The organism is Serratia sp. OS31, from assembly GCF_014164835.1.
In the GTDB taxonomy this organism is placed as follows: domain Bacteria; phylum Pseudomonadota; class Gammaproteobacteria; order Enterobacterales; family Enterobacteriaceae; genus Serratia; species Serratia liquefaciens_A.
In genome coordinates, this window is the sequence record NZ_JACJFQ010000007.1 from 155,344 (window position 1) to 174,596 (window position 19,253).

Annotated in this window: 17 protein-coding genes, 3 tRNA genes and 1 other RNA gene; 10 read left to right on the forward strand and 11 right to left on the reverse strand. The window is 55.1% G+C overall.

Features of this window, described 5'->3' with window-relative positions; translation table 11 throughout:
• Positions 1 to 7 precede the first annotated feature (7 nt).
• Both H5P17_RS08860 and H5P17_RS08865 read right to left on the reverse strand, forming a co-directional pair.
• Positions 8 to 304, reverse strand: coding sequence for an I78 family peptidase inhibitor (locus H5P17_RS08860; RefSeq protein WP_182822422.1), 297 nt, complete (start codon positions 302 to 304; stop codon positions 8 to 10).
• A gap of 29 nt (positions 305 to 333) precedes the next feature.
• Positions 334 to 984, reverse strand: coding sequence for a riboflavin synthase (locus H5P17_RS08865; protein WP_044550585.1), 651 nt, complete (start codon positions 982 to 984; stop codon positions 334 to 336).
• Between the two features lie 243 nt (positions 985 to 1,227).
• On the opposite strand from H5P17_RS08865, the gene H5P17_RS08870 reads away from it, so the two are divergent.
• From H5P17_RS08870 to H5P17_RS08900, 7 genes are all read left to right on the forward strand, one after another.
• Positions 1,228 to 2,604, forward strand: a complete 1,377-nt coding sequence (locus tag H5P17_RS08870) for an MATE family efflux transporter (RefSeq protein WP_044550583.1) — start codon at positions 1,228 to 1,230, stop codon at positions 2,602 to 2,604.
• 189 nt (positions 2,605 to 2,793) lie between these two features.
• Positions 2,794 to 2,870 (forward strand) — tRNA-Val (locus tag H5P17_RS08875).
• Positions 2,871 to 2,890: 20 nt separating this feature from the next.
• Positions 2,891 to 2,967: transfer RNA gene (locus H5P17_RS08880), tRNA-Val, on the forward strand.
• A gap of 20 nt (positions 2,968 to 2,987) precedes the next feature.
• Positions 2,988 to 3,064 (forward strand) — tRNA-Val (locus tag H5P17_RS08885).
• A 124-nt stretch (positions 3,065 to 3,188) separates the two neighbouring features.
• A complete protein-coding gene (locus H5P17_RS08890) occupies positions 3,189 to 3,494 on the forward strand; it encodes a cupin (protein ID WP_182822424.1) in 306 nt (101 codons plus the stop codon).
• Positions 3,495 to 3,898: 404 nt separating this feature from the next.
• Complete coding sequence (pykF, locus tag H5P17_RS08895) at positions 3,899 to 5,311, forward strand: pyruvate kinase PykF (RefSeq protein WP_182822426.1); 1,413 nt, start codon at positions 3,899 to 3,901, stop codon at positions 5,309 to 5,311.
• Between the two features lie 308 nt (positions 5,312 to 5,619).
• Positions 5,620 to 5,856, forward strand: coding sequence for a major outer membrane lipoprotein (locus H5P17_RS08900; RefSeq protein ID WP_005165631.1), 237 nt, complete (start codon positions 5,620 to 5,622; stop codon positions 5,854 to 5,856).
• 141 nt (positions 5,857 to 5,997) lie between these two features.
• Here H5P17_RS08900 and H5P17_RS08905 read toward each other — a convergent pair whose 3' ends face one another.
• From H5P17_RS08905 to sufA, 7 genes are all read right to left on the reverse strand, one after another.
• Complete coding sequence (locus H5P17_RS08905) at positions 5,998 to 7,011, reverse strand: L,D-transpeptidase family protein (RefSeq protein WP_182822428.1); 1,014 nt, start codon at positions 7,009 to 7,011, stop codon at positions 5,998 to 6,000.
• Positions 7,012 to 7,303: 292 nt separating this feature from the next.
• Positions 7,304 to 7,717 (reverse strand): cysteine desulfuration protein SufE, encoded by a 414-nt coding sequence (gene sufE, locus H5P17_RS08910; RefSeq protein ID WP_182822430.1) that lies wholly within the window; start codon positions 7,715 to 7,717, stop codon positions 7,304 to 7,306.
• Positions 7,718 to 7,810: 93 nt separating this feature from the next.
• Complete coding sequence (sufS, locus tag H5P17_RS08915; RefSeq protein WP_044550541.1) at positions 7,811 to 9,031, reverse strand: cysteine desulfurase SufS; 1,221 nt, start codon at positions 9,029 to 9,031, stop codon at positions 7,811 to 7,813.
• Entirely contained in the window at positions 9,028 to 10,320 is a 1,293-nt protein-coding gene (sufD, locus tag H5P17_RS08920) for a Fe-S cluster assembly protein SufD (protein ID WP_044550538.1), read from the reverse strand. Before sufD ends, sufS begins: the two co-directional genes overlap by 4 nt.
• Positions 10,295 to 11,041 carry a Fe-S cluster assembly ATPase SufC gene (gene sufC, locus H5P17_RS08925; RefSeq protein WP_044550535.1) on the reverse strand — a complete coding sequence of 249 codons (747 nt, stop codon included), beginning with the start codon at positions 11,039 to 11,041 and terminating at the stop codon, positions 10,295 to 10,297. Before sufC ends, sufD begins: the two co-directional genes overlap by 26 nt.
• A gap of 42 nt (positions 11,042 to 11,083) precedes the next feature.
• Complete coding sequence (gene sufB, locus H5P17_RS08930; RefSeq protein WP_182822432.1) at positions 11,084 to 12,580, reverse strand: Fe-S cluster assembly protein SufB; 1,497 nt, start codon at positions 12,578 to 12,580, stop codon at positions 11,084 to 11,086.
• 14 nt (positions 12,581 to 12,594) lie between these two features.
• Positions 12,595 to 12,966, reverse strand: coding sequence for a Fe-S cluster assembly scaffold SufA (gene sufA, locus H5P17_RS08935; RefSeq protein WP_020826654.1), 372 nt, complete (start codon positions 12,964 to 12,966; stop codon positions 12,595 to 12,597).
• Positions 12,967 to 13,521: 555 nt separating this feature from the next.
• On the opposite strand from sufA, the gene H5P17_RS08940 reads away from it, so the two are divergent.
• Positions 13,522 to 13,926 carry a hypothetical protein gene (locus tag H5P17_RS08940; RefSeq protein ID WP_004943694.1) on the forward strand — a complete coding sequence of 135 codons (405 nt, stop codon included), beginning with the start codon at positions 13,522 to 13,524 and terminating at the stop codon, positions 13,924 to 13,926.
• Between the two features lie 53 nt (positions 13,927 to 13,979).
• Here H5P17_RS08940 and menI read toward each other — a convergent pair whose 3' ends face one another.
• The gene (menI, locus tag H5P17_RS08945) at positions 13,980 to 14,396 is read right to left on the reverse strand and encodes a 1,4-dihydroxy-2-naphthoyl-CoA hydrolase (RefSeq protein ID WP_081835844.1); all 417 of its coding nucleotides are present in this window, start codon (positions 14,394 to 14,396) and stop codon (positions 13,980 to 13,982) included.
• Complete coding sequence (locus tag H5P17_RS08950; protein WP_182822433.1) at positions 14,393 to 17,449, reverse strand: FAD-binding and (Fe-S)-binding domain-containing protein; 3,057 nt, start codon at positions 17,447 to 17,449, stop codon at positions 14,393 to 14,395. The genes menI and H5P17_RS08950 overlap by 4 nt, the downstream gene beginning before the upstream one ends.
• Positions 17,450 to 17,692: 243 nt before the next feature.
• Here H5P17_RS08950 and ydiK point away from each other — a divergent pair, with 243 nt between their 5' ends.
• Both ydiK and rprA read left to right on the forward strand, forming a co-directional pair.
• Positions 17,693 to 18,793: an AI-2E family transporter YdiK gene (gene ydiK / locus H5P17_RS08955; protein WP_044550527.1), complete on the forward strand. Its 1,101-nt coding sequence runs from the start codon at positions 17,693 to 17,695 to the stop codon at positions 18,791 to 18,793.
• Positions 18,794 to 19,033: 240 nt separating this feature from the next.
• Positions 19,034 to 19,144, forward strand: an RNA gene (gene rprA / locus H5P17_RS08960) — antisense sRNA RprA.
• Positions 19,145 to 19,253 lie beyond the last annotated feature (109 nt).

A 19,253-nucleotide genomic window follows, 5' to 3' on the forward strand; every position in this document is an offset into this window, starting at 1 on the left:
AAAAGCATCAGCCGCAATACACGCGGATGATTTTATCCTCGCTGTCGCCCAGGAAATTCAGGCGGCGCAGGTTAAAGTCCATCGTGACCGCTGAGTTATACGGAATCGCACGTACCTGCGACTCAATTCGTACGCCTTCCAGCGAAGACATCGGTTTACCGACATAATTCTGGTATTGCGCCGCACCACAGGTGTCGCTATCGGCATCCACTGTCGGGTTGGCTGCGCCCTGGTCCGGCGAACTGCTACAAGCACTCAGCGCCAGCAGCGCCGCTAACATCAACGTTTTCCCATAAAACTTCACGCGATTGCTCCTCTCTGGTGGGTCGTTTGTCAGATCTTCTGCGCCAGCGCGCTCGCCGCCGCCATTGCCGCTTCGCGGCTTGCCAGCACCCGCTCGACGGTATCTACCACCGCCTGCGTTTGCGGGTCGATCTCAATATTCACCTTATCGCCCAGGCGTTTTTTGCCCAGCGTGGTGCGCTCCAGCGTTTCCGGGATCAGGTGCACGCAAAAACGGTTATTCACCACTTCACCGATGGTCAGGCTAATTCCGTCAATACCGATGAACCCTTTATGCAGGACATATTTCATCAGTTCCGCATCCGGCATACGCAACCACACCTGACGATTATTCTCGGAGGTGTAAATCTTGGCCACTTCCGCCGTGCAGATAATATGGCCGGACATCAGGTGACCGCCAATTTCATCATTAAACTTGGCCGCTCTTTCAATGTTAACCACATCGCCCAACGCCAGATCGCCGAGGTTGGTCAAACGCAGCGTTTCTTTGATCAGATCAAAGCTTACGCGGTTACCCTCTACCGCGGTGACGGTCAGGCAGCAGCCGTTATGCGCCACGGACGCACCGAGCTCCAATCCAGGCAGCAGCTCAGTGGGCATTTCTATGACGTGGGTACGGAAGTTGGATTTTTCATCAATGGCGACCAGCGGCGCGGTGCCTTGTACGATACCGGTGAACATGTGAGCCTCTTCTTTCTGAAAATGTTTACAACGTTTGGAGGCAGTTTGCCCCAGTTGGCGAGGAAATCCAAACCCGGGGCGACAAAAAGTCTGCGCCTGCGCATTTAATAACTATTTCATCACAGCATTTGCTTAACCCCGCCGAGCGGGTACAATCTTTTTGACAAAATTCCGCTATTTTTAATTGTTGTCCTTTCGCGACGACCCTCCCCTCCATCATAAATAAATAGAAAAGGTGTATGCGTGCAGAAGTACTTCATTGAAGCGCGTAGTTTATTGGCCCTCGCAATCCCGGTAATCATCGCGCAAATATCACAAACCGCAATGGGCGTGGTAGATACCATTATGGCCGGCGCCTACAGTGCCACAGATATGGCGGCGGTCGCCGTCGGGACCTCTATTTGGCTGCCGGCCATTTTGTTCGGTCACGGTCTGTTGTTGGCGTTGACGCCGGTCATCGCACAGCTTAACGGCGCGGGCCGACGAGATCGCATCGCTCATCAGGTGCGTCAGGGCTTCTGGTTGGCGGCGGCGGTCTCGCTGCTGGTGATTATCGTGCTGTATAACAGCAAGTTCGTCATCGACTTGATGCACAATATCGACCCGCAACTGGCGGATAAAGCCGTGGGCTATCTGCACGCCATCATGTGGGGCGCGCCTGGCTATCTGTTCTTCCAGGTGCTGCGCGGCCAGTGCGAAGGGTTGTCGAAAACCAAGCCGGGTATGGTGATTGGCTTCCTTGGCCTGCTGGTGAATATCCCGATCAACTACATCTTTATCTACGGTAAGTTCGGCATGCCGGAATTGGGCGGCGTCGGTTGTGGCGTGGCGACCGGCAGCGTTTACTGGTTTATGTTCCTGGCAATGCGCTGGTATGTGAAGCGCGCCCCTTCACAGCGCGATATTTTGCCACACGAAGGCAGCAGCCCGCGGCCCGACTGGCCGGCAATAAAACGCCTGTTCGGCATCGGTCTGCCGGTCGCGCTGGCGCTGTTCTTCGAGGTCACGCTGTTCGCCGTCGTCGCCCTGCTGGTTTCCCCGTTGGGCATCGTTTCGGTGGCCGGGCACCAGATTGCCCTGAACTTCAGCGCGCTGATGTTCGTGTTACCTATGTCGTTGGGCGTCAGCGCGACGATTCGCGTTGGTTATCGGTTGGGCGAAGGCTCGGTCGAAGGGGCGCGGATTGCCGCTTATTCGGCTATCGGCGTCGGTATTCTGATGGCCTGCTGCACCGCGTTGTTCACCGCCACCTTCCGCGAGCCAATTGCCCTGCTGTACAACGACAGCCCGGCGGTAGTGGCCATGGCATCGCAGCTGATGCTGTTGGCAGCCATTTACCAGATCTCCGATTCTATTCAGGTGATTGGCAGCGGCGTTCTGCGTGGCTATAAAGACACCCGCTCGATCTTCTTCATCACCTTTATCGCCTATTGGGTGCTGGGGCTGCCAAGCGGTTATCTGTTGGCATTGACCGACATTGTCGTGCCGGCGATGGGGCCAAGCGGCTTCTGGATTGGGTTTATTATCGGGCTGACCTTCGCCGCTATCATGATGGCCTTGCGTATGCGTTGGCTGCAAAAACAGCCTGCCGCACTGATCCTGCAGCGCTCTACCCGCTAAGTATCACCACCGGTTGGCTACGTCGACCGGTGGCTTCATCGGCATGGATTGCAGAAAAAACCGCCGCACTGCACACAAGCGCAGCAATCGCGTGAAATACCGGATAAAATTACGTTTTTCTCCTTGCCAGCGCGCGGGTTGCTCGTTAATATTCGTCCCCGCTGTCAGCCATGACAGACAGGAAAAGATGCGTCCGTAGCTCAGTTGGTTAGAGCACCACCTTGACATGGTGGGGGTCGGTGGTTCGAGTCCACTCGGACGCACCAAATTCCTAAAGCAGTACAGTGCGTCCGTAGCTCAGTTGGTTAGAGCACCACCTTGACATGGTGGGGGTCGGTGGTTCGAGTCCACTCGGACGCACCAAAATTCTAAAGCAGTGCAGTGCGTTCGTAGCTCAGTTGGTTAGAGCACCACCTTGACATGGTGGGGGTCGGTGGTTCGAGTCCACTCGGACGCACCAAATCATAATATCCGCAGCTTTACCCTATCGGCCCGGCAGTTCCTCTATCTTTAAAAACTTTGCTCCTGCTACCGTAAACCACATCAGGTATTATCAAGACCAATACCCTATCAGGACAGATCCCATGCTGAAATTTACCGCAGAGACTCCGTTTGAAAAACTGGATACCGGTCTTACCCGCAGGCAAGGGGTAATGAGCGACGGCACCAGCGCCACGGAAGTGAAGTTCGACGCAGGGACCTTCGGCCAACTGCAAAAGCGGGCTTACGCTCTGCAGACGCGGGTGGTTTCCGGTGAGTTTGAATTCACCGTCGGTAATGACACTCAGGTGATCGTGGCCGGTGAAACTATCGCCATCCCCGCAAACATCGCCAGCGGCTGCTTCTGCCTGTCAGCCGGCACGCTGCTGGAAATCATCGTATCCGGCTAAAATCGGCCAATGGCACGTTTACACTAAGGTTATTTGCGCAACAAACCGCAGCTGTCAGTTTGCATTTGCGCCACATTTGCTGCTGATTTAGCGGATCCGAGCGTTAGCACCGGTTTTTTATTTTGTTTCCCGCCGCTTAGCCTTTATAATGCGCAACGTCTTTCAGTTGAATGGTTTCAGCCCTTGATCTGCGAAAACGCAATAACAACACATTTTCATCTCATCACGTTGCGCAGCATCCCCGCATCCCGGCGCGGGCTGAATTTTTCCGCCCCATTTCGACTCCGGTCACCTATCCTTAACTATGTTTTGCACCACCAGGCACGACTCAAATCCCTTATCAGTGGCCTGACCGCTGGTTTTATTCGTTTTATTATCCATCACAACTTGTAGAAAACTCCGTCATGAAAAAGACCAAAATTGTTTGTACCATCGGTCCAAAAACCGAATCGGAAGAAATGCTGACCAACCTGCTGAACGCCGGCATGAACGTAATGCGCCTTAACTTCTCCCACGGCGATTATGAAGAGCACGGCAACCGCATCAAGAACATGCGCGCCGTGATGGCGAAAACCGGTCAGAACGCCGGTATCCTGTTGGATACCAAAGGCCCGGAAATCCGCACCATGAAACTGGAAGGCGGCAAAGATGCCTCTCTGGTTGCCGGCCAGACCTTTACTTTCACCACCGATCAGAGCGTTATCGGCAACAGCGAACGCGTTGCGGTCACCTACGCCGGTTTTAGTGCTGACCTGAAAATCGGCAACACCGTGCTGGTAGACGACGGCCTGATCGGCATGGAAGTCACCAACGTGACCGAAAATGAAGTGGTCTGTAAGGTGCTCAACAGCGGCGACCTGGGCGAAAACAAAGGCGTTAACCTGCCGGGCGTTTCCATCCAGCTGCCGGCATTGGCTGAAAAAGACAAGCGCGATCTGATCTTCGGCTGCGAACAGGGTGTGGACTTTGTTGCCGCTTCCTTTATCCGCAAGCGTTCAGACGTGCTGGAAATCCGTGAGCACCTGAAAGCCCACGGCGGCGAGCAAATCCAGATCATCTCCAAAATCGAAAACCAGGAAGGCCTGAACAACTTCGATGAAATCCTCGAAGCTTCTGACGGCATCATGGTAGCTCGTGGCGATCTGGGCGTAGAAATCCCGGTAGAAGAAGTGATCTTCGCTCAGAAGATGATGATCGAAAAATGTAACCGCGCACGTAAAGTGGTGATCACCGCCACCCAGATGCTCGATTCCATGATCAAGAACCCGCGCCCTACCCGTGCAGAAGCCGGCGACGTGGCTAACGCCATTCTGGACGGTACCGACGCGGTGATGCTGTCAGGCGAAAGCGCCAAGGGTAAGTACCCGCTTGAAGCCGTTACCATCATGGCGACCATCTGTGAGCGCACAGATCGCGTGATGCCAAGCCGTATCGACAGCCTGAACGACAACCGCAAGCTGCGCATCACCGAAGCCGTATGCCGTGGCGCCGTTGAAACCGCAGAGAAACTGGATGCGCCACTGATCGTGGTTGCCACCAGCGGCGGCAAATCTGCCAAATCCGTGCGTAAATACTTCCCTAACGCCGTGATCCTGGCGCTGACCACCAACGAAACCACCGCGCATCAGCTGATTCTGACCAAGGGCGTGATCCCACAGATGGTCAAGGAAATTGCCTCTACCGACGACTTCTATCGCATCGGTAAAGAAGCGGCGCTGGCCAGCGGTCTGGCACAAAAAGGCGACGTTGTGGTGATGGTTTCCGGTGCACTGGTTCCAAGCGGCACTACCAATACTGCCTCGGTTCACGTGCTTTAATATAAAACGTGACATAATTATTTTGACAAAAACGCCGCTTAGCGGCGTTTTTTTTAGCACTGGTAAACTGTTTTCTCAAAAACGCAACCGTGGATTGCTCATTATTTAGCTAATTATAAATCGGAGTTGTCCCATGGAATCCAGCTGTTTTCCCTACATTTTTTAACTATTTTTCAAAAGAAGGTGTAAGTTTGAGCGAACGATCAAAATAAAGCACTCCAATCCAAAAAAATTATTCTCTTTCGAAAAAAGTTTGTGTAATACTTGTAACGCTACATGGAGATTAACTCAATCTAGAGGGTGTTATAATGAATCGTACTAAACTGGTACTGGGCGCGGTAATCCTGGCTTCCACTATGCTGGCTGGCTGTTCAAGCAATGCTAAAATCGATCAACTGTCTTCTGACGTTCAGACTCTGAACGCTAAAGTTGACCAGCTGAGCAACGACGTGAACGCAATCCGTTCTGACGTTCAAGCAGCTAAAGACGACGCAGCACGTGCTAACCAGCGCCTGGACAACCAAGCACACGCTTACAAAAAGTAAGTTAGCTTCGGTTATTGAAAACGGCGCACAATGTGCGCCGTTTTTTTTGTCTGCAAATCCCCCAGATTACCCCCTGCCACCAGGCGAAAAAAAAGGGCTCAGCACGCTGAACCCCCTCAGGATCATCCATTACGACCCGTTTTAATTCACCGAACTGATAGGTGCACCCTTGAATGGGCCCTTATTCGCTTCCTGTGAGGCTACAGGCGCCAAACTGACGTCAGAGGGGTTCTGCCCCACGTTAACCAGCACCGGCATGCCAGAGCGGCGTACAACCGCGCTATCGAACACGGCCTTGTCGGTCTGTGCATCACCAACAAAAGCCTTCTCGGCTTTGGACAACGTAATCGGCATGGTCTGCGGATCGTCGCTTTCCACTCTCGACAGCGGTTGATGCACTTCTACGTAACGTTTACCGTCTGGCTCAACGGAGATTTTCACCGGGTCGTTAATGACCTGAACGCGGGTACCGCGCGGTACCATGTTGAACAACGCCTCGATATCCGTTGGACGCAGGCGGATACAGCCGGAGCTGACGCGCATGCCGATACCGAAGTTGGCGTTGGTGCCGTGGATCAGATACTCACCGTGCCCCATAGCCAGGCGCATGGCGAACAGGCCCATAGGGTTATCCGGACCTGCCGGCACCACCCCTGGCAGCTTCACGCCTTTCTCCAGATAGCGCTTGCGGATATTGGCCGTAGGCGTCCATGTCGGATTCGGGATCTTTTGGCTAACGGAGGTCACCTGCAGCGGGGTGTGCATCCCGGTCTGGCCGATGCCAATAGGATAAACGATAACCTTGTTCTCACCTTTCGGATAGTAGTACAGACGCAGTTCAGCCAGGTTGACTACAATCCCCTCGCGCTTGGTGTCCGGCAACAGCATTTGGGTCGGGATGGTCAACACCGAACCCGGCTTCGGTAAGAAGGGATCGGTACCCGGGTTGGCCTCAAGCATGCCCAGCAGACCAATTTTATAGTCGGCAGCAATGGCCTCCAGCGGACGCCCATCGTTCGGTACGGTATAGGTGGTGTTCTCGCCAATCAGACGGCTGTCCGGCGGCGGCAGCGGGTATTCGCTCGCACTGGCGGCTTGCGTGCCAGTCAGTACGGTGGCAAATAGCATGCCCATTAAACTCAACGCACGTTTCATTATCATCCCTATTATGCTTATTACGGTTCGGCCACAAGGCTATCTGGCACTTGGCGACCGGTAAATCAGACAAGACCTGATTAATACTAGCAATGCTGACGTCAAAGGCAATAAGTCCTCTAAAAATCAACATGTTATAACGTAATCGCTTTCTCCATTTGTCAGTATAACGTCAAGGGATAAGCTGCTGATATGTCACTGATTTGCGGGGTGAATGACAGGGCTGGGCGGGTTTTGTAAAGACTCATTGACATAGCAAATACGGGTGCCGTATCAATGAGCCTCGGGAATATCAGAGTTTGGCGGCCTGACTGCGGATAGCGCGGATCATCGCTTCCAGCCCCTGAGAACGCGAAGGCGTCAGGTGCTGACTCAATGCCAGTTCGGCGAAAAACGGCCGCACATCCAGCTCGACAATCTGCTGTGGCGTCATTTGATGATAAAGAATAAACACCACCGCCAGCAGCCCTTTGACGATAGCGGCGTCGCTATCCCCGTGAAACTCGACCTGGCCTTGTTCATCTAGCCGCATCACAATCCACACCTGGCTCTGACAACCGGAAATCAGATTGCTCGCCTGACGTTCGCTATCGTCAAGCGCCAGCAGCTTCGCACCCAGTTCGATGACATACAGGTACTTGTCTTCCCAGTTCAGGCAACGGGAAAAATTACGCGCCAACTTTTCTTTATCCGGCAAGTTCGCCATGAGGTTCCTTTCAATAATTCAGGGGCCGGCATGCCGACCCCATGTCACTGGCCACCGGCGTTCAGCCAATAGCGCCATGCCCGACAGTCTACCCTATCCCAGCAGTTTTTGAATTCGCTGCAGCCCGGCCACCAGCCGGTCAACTTCTTCGCGGGTGTTATACAACGCCAACGAGGCGCGGCACATGCTCGGCACATTATAGAACGCCATCAGCGGCATCGCGCAATGGTGTCCGGTGCGAATGGCGATGCCGTACTGATCGAGGAAGCTGCCGACGTCATAGGCATGGTGTTCGCCCAGATTAAAGGCGATCACTCCAGCGCGATCCGCCGGACCATAGATCTTCAGCGTCGGCACCTGCTGCAGCGCTTCCAGCGCATAATGCATCAGCGAATGCTCATAGTCAGCAATCGCCTCCAGCCCCAGCGCGTTCACATAGTCAATCGCCGCCCCCAGTCCCATCATGCCCGCAGTATTGGGGGAACCGGCTTCAAAACGCCACGGTGGCTCGGCATAGGTGGTGCCGAGGGTCAGGCTCACCTGCTGAATCATCGAGCCGCCCCCTTCCCACGGTGGCATCTGCTGCAACAGCGCCTGACGACCGTAGAGAACACCGATACCGGAAGGCCCATACAGCTTGTGGCCGGAAAACACGTAGAAATCACAATCCAGCGCCTGCACATCAACCCGTTGATGCATGACCGCCTGCGCACCGTCAATCAGCACCTTCAGACCGGCAGCTTTAGCCTGCGCCGTAATTTCCTGCACCGGGTTGACCGTGCCCAGCACGTTGGAAACCTGGGTCAGCGCCAGCAGTTTGGTAGAGGCGTCGATCAATCCAGGCAGCTGTGCCAAATCCAGCGTGCCATCTTGCTGTAGCGGCCAGACGCGCAGGTTCAGCCCACGCTCTTGCGCCAGCATCTGCCAGGGCACGATGTTGGCATGGTGCTCCATCTCGGTGATGATGATGCTGTCACCGGGCTGCAGGAAGTGGCGGCCAAAGCTGTTGGCCACCAGATTGATGCCTTCGGTGGTGCCTTTAACGAATACGATCTCTTCCGCCGAGCCGGCATTGATAAACGCCGCCACCTTTTCACGCACCGCTTCCATTTCCTGAGTCGCCTCGGCGCTCATGGTGTGGATGCCGCGATGCACCGCCGCATAACCGTGACGATAAAAATCCAACTCGCGATCGATTACTGCCTGCGGCTTTTGTGCACTGGCCGCGCTGTCGAGGTAAGCCAGAGGCTGGCCGTTGACCTCACGCGACAGGATCGGGAAATCGCCGCGTACACGTTCGATGGGAAAACTCATGCGGCCTCCCCCGGCTCCGGCAAGCGCCGTGCAATGCGCGCCAACACCGATTCACGGATGGTTTCGTTGCCGATCCCCTCAGTAAGCTCAGCGGCAAAGGCAAAAATAATCATCTGCTGCGCCGCGTGCTTGTCGATGCCCCGCGATTGCAGATAGAACAGCTGCTCTTCATCGATACGCCCGACGGTGGCACCATGGCTGCACTTCACGTCATCGGCATAGATTTCCAGCTGCGGTTTGGTATCGACCTCCGCCACCTTGCCCAACAGCAGATTGTGGTTGGTCATCTGCCCATCGGTTTTAATCGCGTGCTTGGCCACTTTGATCATGCCATTGAACACGGCCTTGGCGCGGTCGCTAACCACCACTTTGTGCAGTTGGCGGCTTTCGCAGTAACCCTTGTTGTGCTCCAGATAAGTTCGGGTATCGCATACTTCTTTGCCGACCGGCAGCACCAGGCTGTTGATCACCAAATTAGATCCTTCGCCGTTCAGCTGCGCGCTGGTGTTGTGGCGCGTCAGGCCCGCGCCTAGCAGGAAGCTGTCACTTTTCACCTGCGCGTCGCGGCCAATCACCAAATCGTTATGGGCAAAGTGGTAACTTGGCTGGCTTTCAAACGCCAGTTTGCAGTGATGCAGCTGGGCATTGTCAGCCACGTTGGCGGTCAGGCGTGCGCCGGTAAAATGCGCGGCATCGTTCAAACTGACGTAATGCTCAATCACTTCGGCCTGTGCGCTGCGCCCAATCTCAAGGTGATGACGATGATGCACGGTATTCACTTCGCCCGCAGCACCGCGTCCGCTGCTGATATGCAACAGGTATAAGGGGCGCGCCACGCTTTTGCCGGCCGCCACGCGGATAATGCTGGTTTCCTGCGCCAGACTTTCGGTCAGGTGCAGAAATATCTCGGGCTGAACCGGCTCAGGCAGTGCCTGCGGCGTGCCGTAGGAGGCCACATCAAACTGGTAATCACCCAGTTCAGTGTCACTCAGCGCCGCACTGTAGCGGCCGTCGATAAACACCAAGCGATAAGCATCGAGGGCCAACGCCAACGCATCGACCTGAGCGGCGCTGATCTGCTCTACAGGCGGTTCCAGGAACTGCTGCTCCAGCAGGCCTTCCAGCGGCGTGTATTTCCAGTTCTCATGCTTGCGGGTCGGCCAGCCCAGGCGCAAAGCCTGCTGCCAGTGCGCCAGCGCATGAGCGGAATGCTCGCCACCGCGCTCTTCGAACAGGCTATAAAGCTGCTGCAGCGCGCGTGAATTATTGTTCGTCGGTAAGCCAGCCATAGCCCTGCTCCTCCAACTGTTTCACCAGGGAGAAATCGCCGGATTTGACGATGCGCCCCTGAGAAAGAACATGGACGTAATCCGGTTTGATGTAATCCAGAATACGCTGGTAGTGCGTGACGATAATGAACGAGCGCTTGCCGTCGCGCAGCGAGTTTACGCCGTTGGCGACGATCTTCAGCGCATCGATATCCAAACCGGAGTCGGTTTCATCCAGAATGCACAGATCCGGCTCCAACGCCGCCATCTGCAGAATATCATTACGCTTTTTCTCCCCACCGGAGAAACCGACGTTGACCGAACGGGTCAACAGATCGGGCGGCATGTTCAGCAGTTCAATCTTCTCTTCGATAAAATCAGCGAAGTCGAAGCGATCGAGCGCCTCCTGCTGGCGGTATTTTCGCACCGCATTCACCGAAGTCTGCAGGAAGAAGTGGTTGCTGACGCCGGGAATTTCCACCGGATACTGGAACGCCAGAAACACGCCTTCACCGGCACGATCTTCCGGATCCAACTCGAGCAGGTCCTTACCTTTAAAGGTCACCTCGCCCGCAGTGACTTCATACTCTTCGCGCCCTGCGAGAGTCGCCGAAAGCGTGCTTTTGCCCGAGCCGTTCGGCCCCATGATGGCATGCACTTCACCGGGTTTGATCTCCAAATCCAGACCCTTGAGGATCTCGTTGCCTTCCGCGCTGACTTTTAAATTCTTGATACTTAACATGCAGTGTCCTTAGGTCGCGCTTTCGCGCTGTAAATCCGGCGGTTAGCCCACGCTGTGTTCCAGGCTGATGGCCAATAACTTCTGCGCCTCGACGGCGAACTCCAGCGGCAGCTCAGAGAACACGTCCTTACAGAATCCGTTGACGATCATCGAAATGGCATTGTCTTCACTGATGCCGCGTTGCAGGCAGTAGAACAGTTGGTCATCGCCAATTTTTGAGGTAGTGGCTTCATGCTCCAGCTGCGCGCTGTTGTTGCGAGCCTCAACATAGGGGAACGTATGGGCGCCACTGTCCGGTCCGATCAGCATCGAGTCGCACTGGGTAAAGTTACGCGCGTTTTCCGCCCCCGGCAGGATCTTCACCAGGCCGCGATAGGTGTTCTCGCTGTGCCCGGCAGAAATACCCTTGGCGATAATGGTCGAACGGGTGTTCTTGCCGATGTGGATCATCTTGGTACCGGTGTCGGCCTGCTGATGGCCGCTGGTCAGCGCCACAGAGAAGAACTCACCGATAGAGTTGTCGCCCTGCAGGATCACGCTCGGGTATTTCCAGGTGATGGCCGAGCCGGTTTCCGACTGGGTCCAGGACATTTTCGACCCGGCGCCTTCGCACAGTGCGCGCTTGGTCACAAAGTTCAGGATCCCGCCCTTGCTGTCACCGCCGGAGAACCAGTTCTGTACGGTCGAGTATTTCACTTCGGCGTCTTTGTGCAGGATCACTTCTACCACCGCCGCATGCAGCTGATAGCTGTCGCGAACCGGGGCCGAGCAGCCTTCGATGTAGCTGACATAGCTGCCTTCGTCGGCGATCAGGATGGTGCGTTCGAACTGACCGGTTTTGGCGGCGTTAATACGGAAATAGGTCGACAGCTCCATGGGGCAGCGCACGCCCTTCGGCACATAGACAAAGGTCCCGTCGGAGGCGACCGCGGCGTTCAGCGCGGCGAAAAAGTTGTCGTTTGAGGGCACGACGCGGCCAAGGTATTTGCGCACCAGATCCGGGTATTCGTGGATCGCTTCACCGAACGAACAGAAAATCACTCCGCTCTCGGCCAACTTCTCGCGATAGGTGGTGGAGACCGAGACGGAGTCAAAGATCGCGTCCACCGCCACTTCACTGCCTTCACGCACCGGCACGCCGAGCTGGTTAAACGCCAGTTCAACCTCGCTGGTCAGGTAATTGTTGTCCGTGATCGCCCCGGGTTGCTGTTCTGCGCCGGGCTGCGAACCGCAGGCATCATCACAGCTGCCGCAGGAGGGCGCCGAATAATAGCTGTAGTCCTGGTAATTCAGCCGGTCGTAGTTGGCTTTCAACCAGTGCGGCTCTTCCATTTGCAGCCAGGCGCGATAAGCCTCCAGGCGGAACTCCAGCATCCACTCAGGTTCGTTACGCTTGGCCGAGATGGCGCGCACCACGTCTTCGTTGATGCCTTTCGCTAACTCGTCGGTGGCCAGTTGGGTAAAAAAGCCTTCTTTATAGCGACCTTCGCTGACCCAAGCCTGCACTTCATTAGGCATTTCTACATTGCTTCGTGTCATGTTGATTGCATCGCTCAAACGCCAAAACTCTCGCCGCACCCGCAGGCATGCTGAGCTTTAGGGTTATTAAATTTGAATATCTGATTCAGCCCTTCACGGACAAAATCCACCGTGGTGCCATCGATAAACGGCATGGCTTTTAACGGCACATACAGTTTGGCGCCATCGCGCTCAAACAGCAGGTCGTCGTCAGCGGGTTCACGGGTGAGATCCAGCACATAGGCAAACCCGGCGCAGCCTGACTGCTTCACCCCGAGCTGCAGCCCCTTCACCTGCGGATCCTGCTGCATTAATTTAGTAATTTGTTGTACGGCATTATCACTGAGCAAAATGCCTTGCCAGACATTTTCGTCCAGAGAAAAGGTGCCGACATTTTCCGTTTGCATATGGCCTACCTCACACTCGTGTTTTTCCACAGCCAATCTGGGTTGCTACTATGTTAGTGATAACAATTATCACTTCAACCGTTTGTTTTGCGGGGGTATCCGCCAAAAACCCGGATTTACGTTTCGGTATGCGGCAAGCGCGCGGGACAGTCAGCGAGACAATCGCTGCAGGTCGGCAAGGGGATCAATTTATCCCTATGAATTTACAGCACATCCTGTACTACCTTCGCGCTTGCCTATTGGCTCGAACGCTTTACAGATCCGGATTTTTATTTCGCTTTAAACATTCATAGAAAATACCTATTTCTGAATTTTGTCTGTCTTAAAAATGCGTTTATCGACAATTAGGGACTTTTCTCCCCGTTTCGCGCTTCAGTGCAGGCAGACAATTCGCAGGCTCTATGACTAAAGTTTAGTCGTTACTGACCATATTGGGTCGCCGCCCGCTCAATGCATCCCCCTGTCGCGATAAAAATTTCAACAGAATGATTGATCGTAAACGCGCCAGTAAATATGATAATGATTATCATTCAATTACAAATTGAGCGCGGGCAAATGAATATCTCGATGAATGCGTGGCTGCTGGGCAAAATTGATGACTATAAGTTCAGCGTGCGTGACGCCACGGTAGATTTCTATATGGCGGAGGCGTCGCTCAGGCGGCCGGAATGCAATATCAACCACCTGAAGCGCTACAACAACGTCAGCCTCAACATGGCCAATCTGTGCCTGGAAAACGGCGATGATGAAAGCTATCTGCACGCGTTGAGCAAACTGCATAACCGGCTGATCGTGGAGATTAACAACCCGCAGCGCTGCCAGCTGTTTCGGGTTCAGAGCTACCATTTTGCCCGCCATACTCTGACCCTGATCTGCCAGAAATACGCGATGGAAGGAACCTGGGAGAAGGCCAACGCCTTCCAGAAGGACTTCGTCAAGCGGGTGCCATTTCAGCTGTAACCCCGCCGACTGACAAGAAACCCGCAGGTCGGAATGCCTGCGGGGAAGGAAACTTAATCGATCACTGCGGTGGTTAAACGCGAAGTGCAGCAAAGGCGATCGCGTGAATCGAAAATCTCGATCTGCCAGACCTGGTGCCGACGGCCAACGTGCAGCGCACGACAAACCCCGCGCACCTGCCCTTCAAACACCGCCCGCAGGTGGTTGGCATTGATTTCCAGCCCTACCACTTTCTGATCGCCTTCGCTGCACAGATAACCGGCCATCGATCCCATCGACTCCGCCAGCACCACCGAGGCGCCACCGTGCAACAGGCCAAACGGCTGCCGCGTACGCTGATCTACCGGCATGGTCGCCTCAAGGTAATCCTCTTCCATTCGGGTAAAGTGGATCCCCACATGGCTGACCATACATCCTTCGCCGGCCTGGTTTAATTGTTCCAGCGTCGTTTCTCGTTTCCACAGTTTCACTCAATCATCTCCAGAAGTGCCTGTAATGGGTGCCGTACACCGTTACCCTCAATGCGTTTGACCTGGCTGCGACAGGAATAACCGGTCGCCAGACAACGTTGCCGAGGCAGACGCTGCAATGCCTGGTGCCATGATAGCTCATAAATGCCGAGCGAATTCTGCAGGTTCTTCACTTCGTGCCCGTAAGTGCCCGCCATACCACAGCAGCCCACGCTGACATTTTCCAGCCTGGCGCCGAAACGAGCAAAGATCGACGTCCAATGCTGGCCGCTGGCCGGCAAGGCGGTGGTTTCAGTACAGTGACCAAACAGATACCAGGCCTCACCGGTGGCAGGCTGTTCAGCACGCTCGGCCAGCAGTTGCTGCAACCATTCGTGCACCAGCTGCACCTGGAAATCCCCGCGGGTTTCCCCCAGGATCTCGTTATATTCATCGCGATAACACAGCACCAGCGCCGGATCGACCCCCACCAGCGGCATACCGAGTTTTGCCACCCGATTGAGGAAATCGGCGGTTTTGCGCGCGGTACGGGCAAAACGCGCCAGGAAACCTTTAATGTGCTGCGCCTTGCCATTCGGTGAGAACGGCAGCAGCACCGGCCGATAGCCGAGCTTTTCCACCAGCCGCACAAAGTCTGCCACCACTTTGGCATCGTAATAGCTGGTGAAGGGATCCTGCACGATCAAAACGTGCTGCTCGCGTTGTTCAGCATTTAGCGCTTCAAGCTGCTCCAGCGTCATGGTCATGGCGCCATGGCCGGAAAGTTGCTGACGCAGCGTCGGGCTGGAGAGCATCGGTAAATCAACCATGCCGACAGTATTGCGGCTGAGCTCACGCACCCAGGGCTGACGGAAGAAGAAGTTGAACACCTTGGGCGCTTTCGCCATCAGCGGCGTATAGCTTTCTACCCCGGCGACCATATAGTCACGCGCCGGCCGCAGATAACGGGTGTGGTAAAGCTGCAGGAAACGCGAACGGAAGCCCGGCACGTCAATCTTGATCGGGCATTGGGTGGAACAGGCTTTGCAGGCCAGACAGCCGGACATCGCCTCTTTCACCTCGTGCGAGAAATCATATTCGCCTTTGCCGGCGTACCAGCTGTTACGGGTTTTCTCGATCAGCGCTCGGAAACTGAGCCGCTGCTGCGGCAGCTGTTTTTCCAACGCCACGGGATCGACACCCTGCTCGGACAACAGACGCAGCCATTCACGCACCAGCGCGGCCCGGCCTTTTGGCGAATGAATACGGTTGCCGGTGATTTTCATCGACGGGCACATCGGACTACGCACGTCAAAATTGAAGCACAGGCCGTTGCCGTTACACTCCATCGCCCCCCGGAACGAAGTACGTACTTCGACAGGAATGCGGCGATCGAGGGTACCGCGCTTGACGGCGTCCACTTTCATCATTGGCGCATCGACGCCCAGCGGCGAACAAATTTTGCCGGGGTTGAGGCGGTTGTTCGGATCGAATGCGGCTTTGATGCGACGCAGTTCCAGATACAGCTGCTCGCCGAAAAACTCCGGGCTGTATTCGGCGCGGAAGCCTTTGCCATGTTCGCCCCACAGCAAGCCGCCGTATTTGGCGGTCAGTGCCACCACCCGATCGGAGAGCTGCTTCATCAGCACTTCCTGCTGGGGATCGCACATGTCGAGCGCGGGGCGTACATGCAGCACGCCGGCATCGACGTGACCGAACATGCCGTAGCTGAGGTTGTGGCTGTCCAGCAACTGACGGAATTCGACGATGTAATCGGCCAGATGCTGAGGCGGCACGCAGGTGTCTTCGGCAAAGGGGATCGGTTTGGCCCGCCCCTTGGCGTTACCCAATAATCCGACCGCCTTTTTGCGCATGTTATAAATGCGCTCGATGCCCACCAGATCGCCACAGATCTGATAGCCAATCACGCCGCCCTGCTTTCCGGAGATCAGTTCGTCCAACCGCAGACACAGGCTTTCCATCTGCTGATCGATCAGGGCCTTGTCGTCACCGGCAAATTCGACGATGTTCAGGCCCAGCATCTCTTTATCCGGCACGTTGGTGATCAGTTCGCTCACCGAATGCCAGACGATGTCCTCACGCGCCAGGTTCAACACCTTGGAATCGATGGTTTCTACCGACAGCGCCTTGGCTTCCACCATAAAGGGCGCATTGCGCAGCGCGGAATCAAAGGAGTCGTATTTGACGTTCACCAGGCGACGAACCTTCGGCAGCGGCGTAATGTCCAACCGCGCTTCGGTAATAAAGGCCAGCGTCCCTTCGGCGCCGGTCAGAATACGCGTCAAATCGAAGGTTTGCAGATCGTCGCTAAACACGTGCCGCAGATCGTAGCCGGTCAGGAAGCGGTTTAGCTTGGGGAATTTTTCCAGGATCAGGGCGCGTTGGTCACGGCAACTGTTGAGTACCGTCCGGTAAATATGCCCCTCGAGGGTTTCCTCGCAGGCAATCGTTTCCGCCAGCGGCGTCGGCATGGCGCGGGTGTCGATCATGTCGCCGCCCAGCAAAACCGCCCGCAGGCCCAGTACGTGATCGGAGGTTTTGCCATACACCAGCGACCCCTGGCCTGAGGCGTCGGTATTGATCATGCCGCCAAGCGTGGCGCGGTTACTGGTGGAAAGCTCCGGCGAGAAGAAATAACCGAAGGGCCGCAGGTACTGGTTAAGCTGGTCTTTGATCACCCCAGCCTCCACCTTGACCCACCCCTGCTCGACGTTGATGTCCAGAATACGGTTCATGTGGCGCGACATGTCCACCACGATGCCGCTGTTAAGCGACTGCCCGTTGGTGCCGGTCCCACCGCCACGAGGGCTGAAGGTCAGCGCGCTGAAACGTTCTTCTGCCGCCAGGCGCGCAATCAGCGCCACGTCTGCGGTGGAGCGGGGAAACACTACCGCGTCGGGCAACAACTGATAGATACTGTTGTCGGTCGCCATCGTCAGCCGGTCGGCGTAGCTGGTGGCGATATCGCCATTGAATCCGTTTTGCTTTAAGGCTTCCAAAAAGTCGAGCACCCGTTGAACGAGTCCGGGTGCCTGAGAAATCTGTGGGATCATTCGCTTTTTGACCCTGTCTGTCTATTTTTTATGCGCTTATGCACGCTGAATCAGGCCTTTATTCAGACCCACCCTACTTTTTATTAGGCATAAAAACTAACATACTCGTTTAGTGAAGGCATGCACATTATTAGGTCGTCAGGCGACGCGCGATAAAAGGTGCGTCGCATTATGAAAAGTGACGAAAATGCACCATGCTTAAGCTAAACAAAGGAATTAACTTACCAGGATGAGAACCCATTCATGACACTCCCGCAGTCCCGATACGATTTGCCACGGATTATTTTTGGCGTGCTGTTTATCGCCATTATGATCGTCGCCTGTTTTTGGGTCATTCAACCCTTTATTCTCGGCTTTGCCTGGGCCGGCATGGTGGTCATCGCCACCTGGCCGCTGCTGATCAAGCTACAAAAAATACTCTGGGGTCGGCGCTCGCTGGCCGTGCTGGTCATGACGTTGCTGTTGATCCTGCTGTTCATCCTGCCAATTTCTCTGTTGGTCAGCAGCGTGGTAGACAACAGCGCCCCCGTGGTTGCCTGGGCCAGCACCCCCGGCAAGCTGCATATTCCCGATCTGGCCTGGCTGCAATCAATCCCGATGATCGGCGATAAAATTTATAACAGTTACCATACGTTGGTGAGCGCCGGCGGCACCGCCCTGGTGGCGAAAGTACAACCCTACTTCGGCCAAACCGCCACCTGGTTTGTCGCGCAGGCGGCACATATTGGCCGTCTGCTGCTGCATTGCACGCTGATGCTGTTGTTTAGCGTATTGCTCTATGCTCGTGGAGAGCAGGTTGCCCTGGGCATTCGTCACTTTGCGACCCGCCTTGGCGCCGAACGCGGTGATGCCGCAGTGGTGCTGGGCGGTCAGGCGATCCGCGCGGTGGCACTGGGCGTCGTGGTAACGGCGTTGGTGCAATCGGTATTGGGCGGCATTGGCCTGGCGGTGACCGGCATTCCTGCCGCCACCCTGCTGACGGTGCTGATCTTTATCTGCTGCGTCGCACAACTGGGGCCGCTGCTGGTGCTGGTGCCGGCCATTATCTGGCTGTACTGGAGCGGTGACACCACCTGGGGTACCGTGCTGCTGGTCTGGAGCTGCGTAGTGGCTACGCTGGATAACGTGCTAAGGCCGGTATTGATCCGTATGGGCGCCGATCTGCCGATGTTGCTGATCCTGTCCGGCGTTATTGGCGGCCTGTTGGCTTTCGGCATGATTGGCCTGTTTATCGGCCCGGTGGTGCTGGCAGTGTCTTATCGTTTGCTCACCGCCTGGATGGACGAAGCGCCGGAACCGACGGCCGATCTGAAAGAGGTCGCCAAAGACCTGGAACAGCACTAACCCCTGTTTCTGCCCGGAATACCGGGCAGAATCCCCTCTTAATCCATTCTTCTGTACTGGGCCCGATCCTGCTGAAATAAAGTCACCGGGCAGCTGGATATTAATTAAACATACCGAATAAATGCATCTTTTTAGCCCGATGATAAAACTCATTCGGATTAACAATAAATGGGATGCGAGATATTGATTAGGATGATTCTTAATGACTAATGGGGTTTAAATATCTAGTATTATTGCCATCTATTGCTTCAAATACCTGATTTAAAGCAAGATTTCCAAACAATGTAATGCCATACATGTGAATTGCTGTGTGTAGTCTTTGCCCGTCTCCTATGATGGGCTTTTTTTTATTCTTTTTTTGGCTAATGTTATTCCTGTCGCCTTTTCAATTTACATTCAGAAATAATAAAGCCGTAACCTGAGCTACGGCTTTAGAGTTAATGCGGAATCTTATGCCGAA

Coding starts and splice junctions, on each gene's coding strand:
- H5P17_RS08865 (WP_044550585.1), bottom strand. CDS start 984: ATGTTCACCGGTATCGTACAAGGCACCGCGCCGCTGGTCGCCATTGAT.
- H5P17_RS08890 (WP_182822424.1), top strand. CDS start 3,189: ATGCTGAAATTTACCGCAGAGACTCCGTTTGAAAAACTGGATACCGGT.
- pykF (WP_182822426.1), top strand. CDS start 3,899: ATGAAAAAGACCAAAATTGTTTGTACCATCGGTCCAAAAACCGAATCG.
- H5P17_RS08900 (WP_005165631.1), top strand. CDS start 5,620: ATGAATCGTACTAAACTGGTACTGGGCGCGGTAATCCTGGCTTCCACT.
- H5P17_RS08905 (WP_182822428.1), bottom strand. CDS start 7,011: ATGAAACGTGCGTTGAGTTTAATGGGCATGCTATTTGCCACCGTACTG.
- sufE (WP_182822430.1), bottom strand. CDS start 7,717: ATGGCGAACTTGCCGGATAAAGAAAAGTTGGCGCGTAATTTTTCCCGT.
- sufS (WP_044550541.1), bottom strand. CDS start 9,031: ATGAGTTTTCCCATCGAACGTGTACGCGGCGATTTCCCGATCCTGTCG.
- sufD (WP_044550538.1), bottom strand. CDS start 10,320: ATGGCTGGCTTACCGACGAACAATAATTCACGCGCGCTGCAGCAGCTT.
- sufC (WP_044550535.1), bottom strand. CDS start 11,041: ATGTTAAGTATCAAGAATTTAAAAGTCAGCGCGGAAGGCAACGAGATC.
- sufB (WP_182822432.1), bottom strand. CDS start 12,580: ATGACACGAAGCAATGTAGAAATGCCTAATGAAGTGCAGGCTTGGGTC.
- sufA (WP_020826654.1), bottom strand. CDS start 12,966: ATGCAAACGGAAAATGTCGGCACCTTTTCTCTGGACGAAAATGTCTGG.
- H5P17_RS08940 (WP_004943694.1), top strand. CDS start 13,522: ATGAATATCTCGATGAATGCGTGGCTGCTGGGCAAAATTGATGACTAT.
- H5P17_RS08950 (WP_182822433.1), bottom strand. CDS start 17,449: ATGATCCCACAGATTTCTCAGGCACCCGGACTCGTTCAACGGGTGCTC.
- ydiK (WP_044550527.1), top strand. CDS start 17,693: ATGACACTCCCGCAGTCCCGATACGATTTGCCACGGATTATTTTTGGC.